We start from the raw sequence: 13,725 nt of genomic DNA, 5'->3' as shown, positions 1-13,725 counted from the left end.
TTGGCCGTAGCATCGGCGTCAACCGGAATTTGAAAGGGCCGAGCCTTGACAGCCCGGCCATTCTTGCCCAACTGAAAGGCATCTTTTGCACATGCGCGGAGCGTGACACGCTTTGACTTCCCCAGATATCTTCCGGAACCTGCTTTCCAGCATCGAAAACAAAAGCGCCAGGGCGGGTGTGATCGGCCTTGGTTATGTCGGCCTGCCGCTGGCCATGACGGTGGCGAAAGCCGGTTTCAAGGTCGTTGGCTTCGATATCGACCCCGGTAAAATTACCGCGATCGACGCGGGCCGCAGCTATATCGAAGCGGTATCTGACGAGGTGCTGGCAAGTGTGAGGCAGGATGACCGTTTCGTCGCCACCTCCGATTTTGCCAGACTGGCCGAATGTGACGTGATCGCGATCTGTGTGCCGACGCCGCTGACGAAATATCGCGAGCCGGACCTCTCCTATGTCGAAAAGACCTGCCGGGAGATTGCCGCCTATCTGCGCAAGGGGCAGCTCGTGGTTCTGGAATCGACCACCTATCCCGGTACGACCGACGGGGTGGTGAAGACCATTCTGGAAAGCAGCGGACTGGCCTCCGGCGTCGATTTTTTCATCGGCTTTTCGCCGGAACGGGAAGATCCCGGCAATCGCGATTTCGAGACCTCGACCATTCCGAAGGTTGTTGCCGGCGACGGCGAGGCGGCCGGAAAACTGATGATCGCCTTCTACGGTTCGGTGGTCAGAAAGATCGTGCCCGTTTCGACAAATGCCACGGCCGAGGCGGTGAAAATCACCGAAAACGTCTTCCGTGCCGTCAATATCGCGCTCGTCAACGAACTCAAGGTCGTTTACGAGGCCATGGGTATCGACATATGGGAAGTCATCGACGCGGCGAAAACCAAGCCGTTCGGTTTCATGCCGTTTTATCCAGGCCCGGGTCTCGGCGGCCACTGCATACCGATCGATCCGTTCTATCTCACCTGGAAATCACGGGAATATGAATTGCCGACGCGGTTCATCGAACTTGCCGGTGAAATCAACACCGGCATGCCGCGCCATGTTATCGGGCGGGTTGCGGAAGCGCTCGATATCCATTCCGGCAAGGCGCTCAGCCGTTCGAAGGTTCTGGTCGTCGGCCTCGCCTACAAGAAGAACGTGCCCGATATTCGCGAAAGCCCCTCGCTGAAGCTCATCGAACTTATCCAGGAGCGGGGTGGCGAAGCGGCCTATTATGATCCGCATGTGGCGGAAATCCCGAAAACCCGCGAATACAGCCACCTGATGGGCATGAAATCGGTGCCATGGGACAGACAGACCATCGGCGCCTTCGACGCCGTTCTCGTCGCGACTGATCATGACAATGTCGATTATGCCGCTCTTTGCGAATGGTCGCCGCTGATCATCGACACACGAAATGTTTTCGCGCGGCGGGATATTGCCGCAAAACACATTATCAAGGCCTGATACGGACGGATCATGAGCAGACTAGACAGTTTCATTCGCCGGTTGACCGCGCAGCGGGATATTCTCAATCACCTCGCGGCCGATCTCGAATTGCCAAATGAGGGTGTGCTCATGGAAATCGGTCTCGGAAACGGGCGGACTTTCAATCACTTGCGGGAACTGTTTCCCGACCGTCGCATCATTGCCTTCGACAGGGCCATGGGTGCGCATGCCTCGTCCGTTCCGGCGCAGGAGGATCTTGTGATCGGCGAGATATCGGAAACCGCTCCTGCTTTCATTGGCGTGGATGCGGCGATGGTCCATGCCGATATCGGCACGGGTTATCCGGAAAAGGATGCGGTTACCCTGACATGGCTGCCCGAGCTTGCCGCGGGCATGCTGGCGAAAGGTGGCGTTGCCGTCAGCGGTCTGCCTCTCGATCATCCCATGCTGAAGCCTTTGCCGGTGCCGGAAAGCGTGCCGACGGACCGATATTTTCTCTATCGCAAGATTTGACGTCATACAGCCCCGGCAGCGGAAACGCCGGGGTGGTTCAGAGATAACGTTCGCTTTCTGCTCTTGAGAGCAGGAAAACCTTCATCTGCGAGTTACGCCCGCGAATGGAGATCTGTTCGCTTCTGAGATCGTCAATATCCTGACCCGCCTGAATGATGGCCGGTTCGGAGACGACGATGGCGGCACCGAATTCCTTGGCCTTGGATTCGAGCCTGCTTGCGACATTGACGGTGTCGCCTATGGCCGTCAGGGTTTTTGCGGCGCCGTATCCCATAACGCCTACGATGCTCGGACCGAAATGAATTCCGACGACGACCTCCAGACGGACGGTGAACTGTTTCTCCAGTCCCTCATTCAGGATTGCGATATCCCGCAATATCACCGCCGCCGCTTTCATGGCGTTGCGACAGGCATGTTCCGCGTCCTCGCCAAGCCCGAAAAGGGCCATGGCGCCATCGCCGATGAATTTGTCGAGATGGCCACCCGCCTGCTCGACGGCCTGGCCGACGATGGTGAAATAACGGTTCAGAAGGAAGACGACGTCATAGGGTAGTTTCGCTTCGGACAGCGTGGTGAAGTTGCGCAGATCGCAGAAGAGGATGGCGATTTCCTCTTCCCGGCCGGGGCGGGCCGGCTGCGCGTCGGCTGGCAGGTCGCTCTGCTGGGGCGGCGAAACGAGAAGTGCGACGCCGAGATCGCTCGTGGGGCGCAGCTGACAGCCGAGCCGCACGTCCGAATCGGCGTGGATGCGCCTCAATGTGGTTTGTTCGATGTCGCCGGGCGGTGGAAGCGGGCCCTTGTTGTCCAGTATCTTGACCCGACAGGTTGAGCAGCGTCCCTTGCCGCCGCAGACGGAGTAGTGCGGTATGCCCGCAAGCCGGCTGGCTTCCAGAATGCTGAGCCCGGCTGGCACACGCGCCTGCGCACCATGTTCATAGCGGATTTCGATTGCCGTCAGCCGCTGCCGCCAGCTGCGCACGCCGCGAAGGGCGAAGACCAGCATTACCGCGCCGGCAAACAATGCCTCCACCGTTCCGGTGACGAACCTGATCTGCGTCTCCATCTCGCGTTGTAGCGGTAATTCGTCTTTTTGAATGGTATTGTCGACCAAACCGGGAGGAAGCGCGTATTTTTCGTCGATCTCCGCCAGCCACCGGCCCGCATCGCTGAAGCCCAGCAGTGCCAGAAGCGGCAACATTACCGCCACCGTCATGAAGAGCCCGGCTATGCGCGGATACCAGTCCCGGTAACGCAGCCAGAAATAAAGGCCGATACATCCGTGGACCCAGATCACGATCAAGGCGAGGCTTTGCCAGGCACCTTGTATCGGATTGTTGATCCACAGCCTGCGGATGACCGAATAATAACCGACATCAATGCCATAGAGCATATGCGACACGCGGATATTGACGGCGTGGCCGATGATCAGAAACGGGATAGCCAGGCCGAATATGACCTGAAGCGCTTCGCGGAGCGGCATCCGCAGCGTCCTGCGCAGATAAAGCGAGCGCAGAACAAGGCAGACATGCACCAGAACCGAACCATAAAAAAGCAGGCTGCTGACGGGGTTGAGCCAGATCAGGCTGAACCATTTTCGCGCCCGTTCGGCGGTGTCAATGGAGATGAGGGCAAGAGAGTGATTGAAAAGATGGGAAAATACGAAAGCAAATATGATGAGGCCGGATAAAATCCGGGTGCGTCTCAAATTGGTCTCCGAAAAGAAACGGATCATGCAAATCCCATCATGTGGCCATTCGGTACAGAATCATCATCTGGTGTGACGTCTTAGTGCGTTGCATCTCATGGCAATATCGTGGAGCAACGCGATCCGCTACGGTCAATTGTGCGTGTTCGAATGTCCGTGCGAGCCGGAATTGTCAGATTCGGCATGCGAGAACCGTCAAATATTCACAAGCGCCAAGAGGCTGTCGCGGTCAGATCTGGATGACCTGACCGTCCATCGCCGCGAAGGCGCCGTCGAAAAGGGCCTTCGCCTGTTTCTCGATACTGTCCAGTTCCTCGTCGCTGCGGCTTGGGGCGTGGTGGATGAAGCCGACATTTTTGGCGTCGGCCAGTTTGGCGAGACGGAGTGCCTGTTGCCATGATGAATGGCCATAACCGCGATAAAGGCCCATTTCATCATCGGTGAACATGGCGTCATAGAGGAAAAGATCGACATCTCGGATCAGATCGAGCACGGTTTCGTCAATGCTACCCGGCTCGTGTTCGGTATCGGTGATGATGGCGAGGGATTTTCCTTCCCAGTCCAGCCTGTATCCGACGGCATTGCCGGGATGATTGAGCATACCGGTCCTGATTGAAAGGCCAGGGCGTGGGGTGAGCGTGTCGCCGGGCATGAAGTCCCGTGTGGCGATCTTTGCGCAGCAAATCTCCAGCGGCACGGGAAACCAGGGCGGGCTCATGAAGTCCTTGAGCATTTCCCGCGTTGTCATCGTGCCGGCAAGATGGCCCGACCAGATGGCGACGTCGTTGCAGCTGTTATAGAATGGCTTGAAGTAGGGAAATCCGACAATATGGTCGTAATGGCAATGCGAGAAGAAGAGGTCGACATCCGTGATGCCTTCCGCCCGTAACGCCAGACCGGCGGGATGAAGGCCTGAACCTGCATCGAACAAAAGAACGTGATCTCCGCATCTTACCTCGATGCAGATGGTATTTCCGCCATATTTTCGGAAGTTTTCACCTGAAACAGGAAGCGTTCCCCGCGCGCCCCAGATCTTTACCCGAAAATTTCTATTACTTTCCCGACTTGCTGTGTCGGAATCGAACGCCATGACACACCCCAATAACAACGGAATCTTGCACGCTTTCCTCCCATGAAGCCCGTTGTCTCTATAGATTCTTATATCCGCCGTTTTTTGGCGGATGCCTTTACCCCTTATTCAGTCAGCATTTCATTTATATTGCAATGGTGCGACATTTATTTTTCCAATATCGCCCTTCAGGGTAGCAAGGAATTGCAGCTCATGTTCTGGCGCTTGCGCGCGCTTTGCTGAGTTCCGCCGTCGTCTGTGTCAGGCGTTCGGCGAGGACGCGCATGACTTTGATGGTAATATCGGGGAAATCGGACATCAGCTTGAAGAACTGCTCCTTGCCGATGCGCAGGGCTTCCACATTGGTGGAGGCGCGCACGGTGGCGGTTCTGACGCTGTCGCAGAGGATGGCGATTTCACCGACGATGGCGTTGCCGGTCATCTCCGCCACTTTCAATGTGCCCGATGGTGAATCGACCAGAACATCCACCTTGCCGGTCAGAAGGACGTAGGCCGCATCACCGACATCCCCCTGCCGGAACAACACGTCGCCGGTGTGATAGGACACGCGGTCGGATGCGAAAGCGAGCAGTTTAAGTTTCGACGGTTCCATTTCCGAAAAAAACGGGACGCGTTTCAGCATTTGAATTTCGTCTTTAAACAGCATTGCCTTACCCTATTCTTGTTCCACCTCGGCCGCGTTCTTGGACTTATGTTGCGACCATGTCCTTGAATGTACCGTTTTCCTCGGCGAGAGTCTCGTAACTTCCGTCGGCGGTAACCAGTCCCTGGTGGACGACGATGACCCGGCCGAACATGCGCGAAAGGCTTGCGTTCGACAGAACCCATATGATTGACGGGTTATTGTTGTTCTGTTTCAGGAGTGTGATGACCCGTTCGACAATTTCCTCCTGTTGTCGTGGATCAAGGCCGGGAAGGGGGCGATTAAAGACATAATAGTCGGATTTGCGGATGAGCGCCCGCGCGAGATTGAGCTTCTGGCGCTGGAGCGGGCCGAGCCGCTTGCCGCCGGCGCCGAGATTGAAATCCAGGCCGACCGCCAGAACACGCTCGTATACGCCCTGTTTGCGCATCACATCCGCCACGATGCGGGTAATGCGCCGTGAGGCATCGGTATAACGATGGCTGACCTTGCCGAAGAGAATATTGTCCAGAAGGCTGGTGGCGCTCATGTATTTCGTCGGATCGTAGATCTCGATCACGTTCTTCAGACTGTCGGGCAGGTTTTCATGGAACATGTGCCGGACTTCGACGATCCTGTTCATGATTTCCGGCGACAGCAGACCGAAACGCTGTCGGGGCTCGATGTAGAAGAAGCTCAGCCGCAGCATCGCGCGCTTTTCGCTTTCATTGGCATCATCGAAACCGCGTCCCTGCAGGCGCTGCAGCATTTGCTGATAGACCGGGATGTCATCGGGCGTCATGAATGTCAGCTGCTGGAAGAAAGGGTGGTCGCCCGGCAGATCGGCGAAGATTTCGACGATGTTTTCGGCGATCGTGTATCCCATCTCGAACAGGGTCTTGACGAGGCCGGTTTCGCGCATCAGGGAGCGGAAATAGTCGCTTTCGATGATGGTCCGGATCGTCTGGGAGGGGTCCCGCATGGTACCGAACAGCAGGTTTTCGCCGACCGTCGCCTCGCTGTTGTAGCTTTCAAGCTCGAAGGGCGCGATGAGGCCGCTCAGATTTTCCTTTTCCAGTTCGGCGCGCAACACATGCCGCAGTTCCACGATACGGGCGGCAAGATGCAGGTCGGTCAGAGGATCGATCGATGAGCGCAGCGCAAATTCCAGAATGTCCTGTGACAGTTCCACGCTGTCGAGGACGGCGAGAATGGCCCTGATGAGATTTTCCGGACTGCTGTCGCCGGCGGGGCTCGAAGCGTAGTCGATCCATTCGCTGTTTATGTCGATCAGCGGATTGCCGGCCATCTTCGCTTCGCGGATTTCCCACTTGCGGTGTTCCAGCGCCGCACCCTCGTAATTTTTGTCCGCGAGCGGGGCGTGCTTCAGGCCGTAGAGCAGATTGTCCATCAGGCTGGCATGGAAAAAATAGCTGTCCGAAGAGACATAGGAGATGCGACGTCCTGTCAGCGATTCCGGCAGCTCCAGTATGTCGACATCGTTGATGCTGATCTTGCCGGAGGCTGGCCAGAGCGTGCGACCGATCGCATCCGCAAGGGCTTCGCCCCCCGCGCCGCCTACGATGGCGATGACTTCACCCGGCTCGATCTTCAGCGACGCCTGCTCCAGAAGCCGGCTGCCACTGTCGTCTTCCAGTGTCAGATTGGTGACGACGATTGGTCCCGTGATGGCTGCGACGGCCCCCGGCGACAGTTTCTGCACGTTCGGTTCGATCATGTTCGGGGCGTTGAACTGTTCGAACACCTGCTCGTATTTCACCTGCACGTCCTGGCGCGCCTGATCCCAGTCGATCAGTTCCTTCAGCGGTCCGGGCAGTTCCTTATAAGCGTTGATGACGGCGACCAGCTGCCCGACATCGAGGCTGCCCCTGAGGGTGAGATAACCGCCGAGCGCATAAAAGAAAAACGGGGTAAGCTGTGCGAGGAAGTTATTGATGAATTTGACCAGGAACTTCCACTGGTAGAGATCGTAACGGATCTTGAAGATGTCGCCGAGCCGGTGCGAGGCATCGGCGCGCTCGTAGTTGGAGGTATCATAGGCGTGGATCGTGCCGATACCGTCCACCATTTCGCCGATGCGTCCGGCAAGCTGGCGGGCGCTCAGCTGCCGCTGGCGACCGAGTTCGATGAGGCGGCGGCGCATCTTGGGAATGATGCCGACCTGTATCGCGGCCATGAAAGCTGCAATCAGGCCCAGCCAGAAATTCTGCACGAGAATGAAGAAGAGCGCGGAGAGCGCCTGCCCGCCGAGAAGCGCCGGCTGCACAAAGGCATCGCCGGTAAATCCGCCGAGCGGTTCCACCTCGTCCTTCACCATGCTGGAAATTTCCGCGCCCTTGACCCGCTTGAAATGCGAGGGCGGGAACCGCAGGATCTTGTCGATCAGTTCGAAACGGATACGCCGCAGCAGGCGCTCACCGAGGCGGCCTTTGTAGGTATTGATGTAATATTTGAAAAGGCCGTTGATGATGACAAGCGCAAGGAAGGTCAGGCTGAGAGCCATCAGCATCGACATGCGGTTGAGTTCAAGCCCGGGGAACAATGTCACGGTGCCCCAATAGGGAATATCGACCGTGAGATGCATGAAAAGCTGCGTCGCGTTCGCCCCTTCGAAGCCGTCACCCTGAATGGGGCCGTTGACGATCTGTTTGGGCAGATCGAAGGCGAGGAAATAGGGGATCATCGATAGGGCGACGATCAGCAGGATGAAAAGCTGCTGCCGCCTCGTATGCGACCAGATGTAACGCGTAAGGCTTTGTTCCATATAAAACTTCTATGACCTGGCGGGGCGGGCCCGGCGTGTTGGTTTGCACGGTGTCAAGACGATCAGGCTGCCGGGTGGCGGAGTCTCCTCCTGCAAATAGGTACGTGACTCGCTATTTATCAGTATATTCAAGCGGTTTCGAGCAAAATAGCATCCGCGGCGAGGCTTGCCGGCCACACTGAAGGATTGTTTTTGCAACCTGTGGGCCGCACCTGAAATAAATGCCACGGTATTTTTAGAATTATCTAATGTTATTGTTTTTGGTGTAGAACAGGCGCTAAGAGACTTGGGTATAGTGATCCCGTAATGGTTGAGCCGGGCACTGGCGCAATAGTGGCAAGGTCGATGGCAATAGATATTTCAGCGCGTGCAGGCAGTGAACCTTCCCTCGACGCATTGCAGCTTTCCGATATTGCGGTGGATGGCATGATTGCGCACCCCGTTTCGTTTGAAGGGCTTGCGGGTATTTTTCATCCGGCGCGCAAAGACGTGAAGCGGGATCGCGCGGTGCTTTTCGTCAGCCCCTGGGGCATGGAAGAGTTGTGCAGCCGCAAGTTTCAGCGGGTTCTGGCCGAGCGGCTGGCCGCTTCCGGCGTTGCCAGCCTGCGGTTCGACTATCTCGGTGCCGGCGATGCGCTCGATCCTGAAGATGCCGGCCGGATGGCGGACTGGTTTTCCGATACGCGGGCCGCGCTGGACTATCTGACGCGTCTTTCCGGCTGTTCCGGAGTTGTCGTTGTCGCGCAGGGTCTCGGTTGTCCGATCGCCGCGCAGGCGCTTGCCGGGTCTGCGGCTGTCGATTCCATGGCCTTTCTTGCACCGGTCGTTTCCGGCCGCGGCTATCTGCGCGAGCTGGCGATGTGGTCGTCCATGATCGATGACGGTCTTGGACTTCTGCCCGGGCAGCGTCTGGCGGAGGCCGGGGCGATTGCCGGAACGGCGATGCCGGCCGGTATTGCGGATAGGATCAAGAAGGTGAACCTCTCCGGTCTCGACGCCATTCCGGCGCGCAATTTTCTCGTGCTTTCGAGACCCGGTCGGGTGACCGATGGTGATTTTGCCAGACATCTTGCGGCCATCGGCGGTGAGGTGGAGGAGGCGGAGTTCTGCGGTTATGATGATCTCGTTTCCAGCCCGACACTTTCGAAAATATCGGGCGAGGTGGTGAACCGACTGGTGGATTGGGTCTTGTCGCAGACCCACGCCGGGAACCCGGCAGCCGTCCTGGAAGATTTCATTATCAATGATCCGCAGCGCGGTCGGGGCTTTTTCGAACAGCCGGTGCAATTTGGCGAGGGTGGGCGGCTTTTCGGCATTTTTTGCGGACCGGACGATCGGCAACCGGTTTCCTCGGTCCTTCTGCTTGGCGCCGCCTATGACAGGCATTCGGGTTGGGGCAGGCTTTCCGTGCAGACCGCCCGGGCGCTTGCACGCGAGGGTGTCGCTTCGCTGCGCTTCGATGCGGCCAATATTGCCGATAGTCCGCCTGTCAAAAACAAGCCGGATCAGGTTCTTTACGATGCCGCGCAGAATGACGATGTCGCTGCCGCGCTCGATTTTCTCGGGCGGCGCAGCAACGGGCCCTTCATTGCGGCAGGCCGGTGCAGCGGTGCCTATCTCGCTTTCAACGGCGCGCTTGCCGATGATCGGATCAGTGCCGTCGCGGCGGTCAATCCGGTGGTTTTCCACTGGCAAAAAGGTCGCTCGGTCGATGAGGCTCTGCACAAGCGGCCGCGCTCCTTTGGGGAATACAGCCAGCGCTTTCGACAGGGAGCGACATTCAAGCGTCTCGTCAGCGGTGATGTCGATGTGGTCAGCGCCGGGCTGAACATCGTCAAGGCGACGTGGAAGAGGCTGTCGACAAAAACGGCGCGGCTCTTCCGTCGGGGTAGCGAGGAAGGGCGCGCTGTTTACAGCGCTTTCGATTCACACAAGGCCAGGGGCACCGCCATCAGCCTGCTTTACAGCGACAATGACGACGGGCTTGAGCATTTCCGTTATTATTTCGATGCCGATGGTGGTGGGCTTTCCACCTATCGGAACGTATCGCTGACCATCATTGCGGATGCCGATCACAACCTGTCGACGCCAGAGGCGAAAAAAATCTTTATCGATGCGGTGAAACGGCTGGCTCTAAAAGGAGAAACGCCGGCTGGAGCCCAGTGATACCACCTCGCCGGAAGGCGGTGTTTCGGCCGCCGTGGCCACCGGCACAAGGTTTATTCTTTTGCTCTCGCCGGGCGCGAGATGGAACCAGTTATCCGAGGCGCCATAACCTTCCGCCGTGACATGGACGGATTGCGCCAGACGATCCGTACCGATCTCAAGCGACCAGATGCCGCTGGTTTCGCTGACCCCCAGTTGCAGGTTTGCGGAATGCAGCGCCTTTTTCCGGCCGAGAGGAAAATGGAATGCATCGGCAATGACCTGCCCGGTTGCGACATTGCGAAGCCGTGCGACGGTGACATCATGGGATGGCGGGCCGAAACGATAGGCATAGGTCGTATCGAAAAAGGCGCCGAACAAGTCGGTTGCGGCAATCGTCTGGTTCTGCCTCGGCGGAAGCGTCAGCGGCCTTTTGGCGTGGACGACGGGCTGTGTGCCGTCGCGCAGGCAGGTGAGTTCCAGCATGGTCTCAAAGCTCTCGCCGGTCTCGTTGACGAGATGAATATCCAGCCCGTTGGTGCCTTCGTCGGAGAGGCTGACCTGTATCGGGCGGAACGCCCGCTTCAACGCGTGCCAGACGGATTTGGGTCTGCCGGCGGCATCGATGATACCCCAACCCGCGCCGGGAACGAGATCCTGCAGGGTCCAGACCAGCGCACCCTGGCAAGGGGAGCCGCTGCGCCGCCACTCACCGAAGGTTGCTTCCATGACCTCGGCGGTCGCGGCCCGCGACATATCAAGATAAAGGCTGCCATCCTCCCGCCGCAGAACGTCCGGTTCGACCTCGTAAAGCAGCTTCAGATAATGATCACGAACATCCTCGAAATCCCATGAGGCACCGCGGTCGCGCGGGGTGCGGGCTTTCCATCGCGGATCGTGCACGGCCACGCCGGGAAGATAGTGGTCCAGTGTTTCCTGTTCTGGAATATTGGCGAAGGCGAGGCATTCGGCGGCAAAGCGCACCTCGGCGCGGCGGGCATCCTCCAGCGGGCGGCAATAGGCGCCCACGCCGTAATAATGGCCGACCCCGGCGTTGGGAAAAAATGGCAATGCGCCGCCGGAGGGGGAATTGGCGACATAGGCTGCGTCCGGTCTTTTCGCGGCAACCAGTTCTGGCAGGATCTCTTCGGTAAGCGCTCCCTTCCATATCTGTTCCGGCAGACCGAGCATCGCGCCCTGCTGGTACATTTCGCTGCCGCCGCAGAAAACGGCGAGCGATGGAGAAAGCGCAGTCGCTTCGAGGAATTGCGAGATTTCGGCCACGATATGCTGGCGGAGGGCATCATCCTTTGCCGGGTAATCGAAATTGGCGAGCATGGCATCCTGCCAGACCATGATGCCGAGTTCGTCGCAGAGCGCGAAGAATTCCGGTGTCTCATAAGCCATGGTGCCGCCGATACGGATCATGTTCATGCCGGCTTCGGCGGCTTTTCTAAGCCATGGCTCATAATCCGGCCGTGTTCCCGGCAGGCGCACGATATCGGACGTCGTCCAGACCGCGCCGCGGCAGAAGACGGGTTGCCCGTTCACTTTAAGCCCGAAACCCTTGCCGTCCCCGCCATGATCGATCTCTATCCGCCGGAAGCCGGTGCGCCCGAGCCGATGCTGTTTGCCGTCCAGCTCCAGAAGGATCTCATGGAGCGCCGGCCTGCCATGGGTTTTCGGCCACCATGTTTCGACATCGGGAATATGGAGTTCGCCGGAGAGTTTACCGCCTTCATCCGTGGAAAGATCGGCACTGTAACCGGCACAGCTCAGCCGTGCCGATGTTATGGCGCGGCTGGTTTCAAGGGCGATGCTGACGGTGCCGCGCCCGGCGGCGTCCAGCCAAGACCCTAGTGTGCAGAGTACGCCGTCCTGCCTTATCAGGCTGATGGGTCGCCATGGACCGGCGGCATGGATTTCCGGGCACCATCCGGGCATGTAGCCCAGTGCAGTGGTGCGGATCAGCCGCAGGCCCTGCGTGTTCATCATCTGCGGGCGCCAGCGGGCGCGCGGGCCGGTTTTTTCGAGCCTTGGAGCAAGAGCCCTGAAGCAGATCGAAAGTTCGTCCGCGCCCGTCAGATCGACAGGCACTTCCAGCCTTTCGAACATGCTCTGGCTGGCGGCGATCAGTTCACCGTTAAAGAAGATTTCGGCAATGGTGGAGAGGCCATCGAAGCGCAGTGTGGCCCGCTCCCGCGCATCGGAAATCATCGTCAGCCGATACCAGGCGTCCCTGTCATTGAGGGCGACGGGGGCAAGGCGATCGAATTTCCCGGCCGCTTCCAGAGCTTGGGCTACCGTGCCCGGAACGGAGACGTGAAGGCTTTCAAGCGATGCCGGAATGTCGGATGGGGTCTCGCAGGCATCGGCCGGCGTCAGTGTCAGCGTCCAGCCTTCACTCAGCAATTCCTCGCTTTCGCCCGGAAGATAGGTCCTCACGCGGCCTCGCTGGCATCAGACAGTTTGGCCGCAAGGCTTTTCATCAGAGCATCCCATGCGTCCGCTGCCGGATCGAGCACGGAGGCCAGCGCATCGAATTTGCGGCGCGTGACAGCGCGGGCAAGCTGGAACTGCACGGTCTTGGCGACCTCGGAGATGCGCAGCGCGTGGTCTCGTGCTTCAGAAAAACCATCCTTGTCCAGCCATTCGAAATGGCTTGCCGCCAGTTCGAAATTGGCGCCGAGTTGGCGCAGCGTGTTGAAGGCATATTTGTGGAAAAAGCCGAAGGGCCTGTCGGCAACCTTTTCCACCTGCGCCGGAAACACGGTTGAAAAAGCTCTGACCGGATTGGCGGATGGCCGCCGCGAAAAATGAAATCTCAGCAACCGCTCGGCCGTCTTGCGAATATGGGTCGGCGAGGGATTACCGTCTGCGAATTTCGCAAATTCGGTGTAGGGCAGGAAAGGTGGGTCGGTCTCAGCCAGATGGTGCTGGAACAACCCGTCGAAATCCTCGCCCGACAGATGGAAAAAGCCGGCATTGTGGAAATAGTCGAGTTCCCGGTTCGCCAGATCGAGCCGGTTGATGGCGACGGTGGTTTTGCCGTGCTCCTTCTGATAACCCACCCCATGGGTGTCGGGCATATAGAAGCTGTCCATCTCGATCAGGCAGATGCGGCCGCGTTCCAGCTGCGCCTCGATGTGGTTTTCCACCCGGTCGAAGATCGCAAGCTCGGTGGCGCGAACGCCATAAAGCGCTTCGAGATCTTCCAGCGGCACCTTGAAGAAGGTGAACTGGTCACCCTCAAAGTCTTGCGTCAGGGTGAAACCGAACATGGCTTCCGGCGGCAGGCCTTTCGAGGCCAGCACCTCGATCCACAAATCAATGTAGCAATTGGTCTCCGGCCACATTCTTTCGGAGGAATGGAGCGGATGTTGCACATAGTTCTTGGGATCAAGGCCCGGAAAAATCTGCCGCATGGATA

The 13,725-nt window shown here is 58.3% G+C and carries 9 protein-coding genes; 3 read left to right on the top strand and 6 right to left on the bottom strand.

Annotation, left to right across the window (positions count from 1 at the left end; translation table 11 throughout):
* Window positions 1–112: 112 nt before the first annotated feature.
* A complete protein-coding gene (locus tag JZX88_RS17080; protein WP_206914264.1) occupies window positions 113–1,453 on the top strand; it encodes a nucleotide sugar dehydrogenase in 1,341 nt (446 codons plus the stop codon).
* A gap of 12 nt (window positions 1,454–1,465) precedes the next feature.
* Complete coding sequence (locus JZX88_RS17075) at window positions 1,466–1,948, top strand: class I SAM-dependent methyltransferase (protein WP_110756789.1); 483 nt, start codon at window positions 1,466–1,468, stop codon at window positions 1,946–1,948.
* A gap of 37 nt (window positions 1,949–1,985) precedes the next feature.
* Here JZX88_RS17075 and JZX88_RS17070 read toward each other — a convergent pair whose 3' ends face one another.
* The 4 genes from JZX88_RS17070 to JZX88_RS17055 all read right to left on the bottom strand — a co-directional run bounded on the left by JZX88_RS17070 (window position 1,986) and on the right by JZX88_RS17055 (window position 8,150).
* On the bottom strand, window positions 1,986–3,680 hold the full coding sequence (locus JZX88_RS17070; RefSeq protein WP_206914263.1) for an adenylate/guanylate cyclase domain-containing protein: 1,695 nt from the start codon (window positions 3,678–3,680) through the stop codon (window positions 1,986–1,988).
* A 202-nt stretch (window positions 3,681–3,882) separates the two neighbouring features.
* Entirely contained in the window at window positions 3,883–4,743 is an 861-nt protein-coding gene (locus JZX88_RS17065; RefSeq protein ID WP_081284466.1) for an MBL fold metallo-hydrolase, read from the bottom strand.
* 190 nt (window positions 4,744–4,933) lie between these two features.
* Window positions 4,934–5,389, bottom strand: a complete 456-nt coding sequence (locus JZX88_RS17060) for a cyclic nucleotide-binding domain-containing protein (RefSeq protein ID WP_065114218.1) — start codon at window positions 5,387–5,389, stop codon at window positions 4,934–4,936.
* Window positions 5,390–5,432: 43 nt separating this feature from the next.
* Entirely contained in the window at window positions 5,433–8,150 is a 2,718-nt protein-coding gene (locus tag JZX88_RS17055) for an ABC transporter ATP-binding protein (RefSeq protein WP_206914262.1), read from the bottom strand.
* Window positions 8,151–8,495: 345 nt separating this feature from the next.
* On the opposite strand from JZX88_RS17055, the gene JZX88_RS17050 reads away from it, so the two are divergent.
* Window positions 8,496–10,316: an alpha/beta hydrolase gene (locus tag JZX88_RS17050; RefSeq protein ID WP_206914261.1), complete on the top strand. Its 1,821-nt coding sequence runs from the start codon at window positions 8,496–8,498 to the stop codon at window positions 10,314–10,316.
* Here JZX88_RS17050 and JZX88_RS17045 read toward each other — a convergent pair.
* The gene (locus JZX88_RS17045) at window positions 10,284–12,740 is read right to left on the bottom strand and encodes a glycoside hydrolase family 2 protein (RefSeq protein ID WP_206914260.1); all 2,457 of its coding nucleotides are present in this window, start codon (window positions 12,738–12,740) and stop codon (window positions 10,284–10,286) included. The genes JZX88_RS17050 and JZX88_RS17045 overlap by 33 nt on opposite strands.
* Window positions 12,737–13,720, bottom strand: coding sequence for a DUF1839 family protein (locus JZX88_RS17040; protein ID WP_206914259.1), 984 nt, complete (start codon window positions 13,718–13,720; stop codon window positions 12,737–12,739). The genes JZX88_RS17045 and JZX88_RS17040 overlap by 4 nt, the downstream gene beginning before the upstream one ends.
* Window positions 13,721–13,725 lie beyond the last annotated feature (5 nt).

The organism is Agrobacterium sp. OT33, assembly GCF_017313365.1.
GTDB lineage: Bacteria > Pseudomonadota > Alphaproteobacteria > Rhizobiales > Rhizobiaceae > Agrobacterium > Agrobacterium rhizogenes_A.
Note: the sequence above shows the minus strand (reverse complement) of the source record. Positions and strands in the feature narration are given on the sequence as shown.

Excerpts from the sequence above, each read along its gene's own strand:
- JZX88_RS17075 (WP_110756789.1), top strand. The coding sequence starts at position 1,466 with ATGAGCAGACTAGACAGTTTCATTCGCCGGTTGACCGCGCAGCGGGAT.
- JZX88_RS17070 (WP_206914263.1), bottom strand. The coding sequence starts at position 3,680 with ATGATCCGTTTCTTTTCGGAGACCAATTTGAGACGCACCCGGATTTTA.
- JZX88_RS17065 (WP_081284466.1), bottom strand. The coding sequence starts at position 4,743 with ATGGCGTTCGATTCCGACACAGCAAGTCGGGAAAGTAATAGAAATTTT.
- JZX88_RS17060 (WP_065114218.1), bottom strand. The coding sequence starts at position 5,389 with ATGCTGTTTAAAGACGAAATTCAAATGCTGAAACGCGTCCCGTTTTTT.
- JZX88_RS17055 (WP_206914262.1), bottom strand. The coding sequence starts at position 8,150 with ATGGAACAAAGCCTTACGCGTTACATCTGGTCGCATACGAGGCGGCAG.
- JZX88_RS17050 (WP_206914261.1), top strand. The coding sequence starts at position 8,496 with ATGGCAATAGATATTTCAGCGCGTGCAGGCAGTGAACCTTCCCTCGAC.
- JZX88_RS17040 (WP_206914259.1), bottom strand. The coding sequence starts at position 13,720 with ATGCGGCAGATTTTTCCGGGCCTTGATCCCAAGAACTATGTGCAACAT.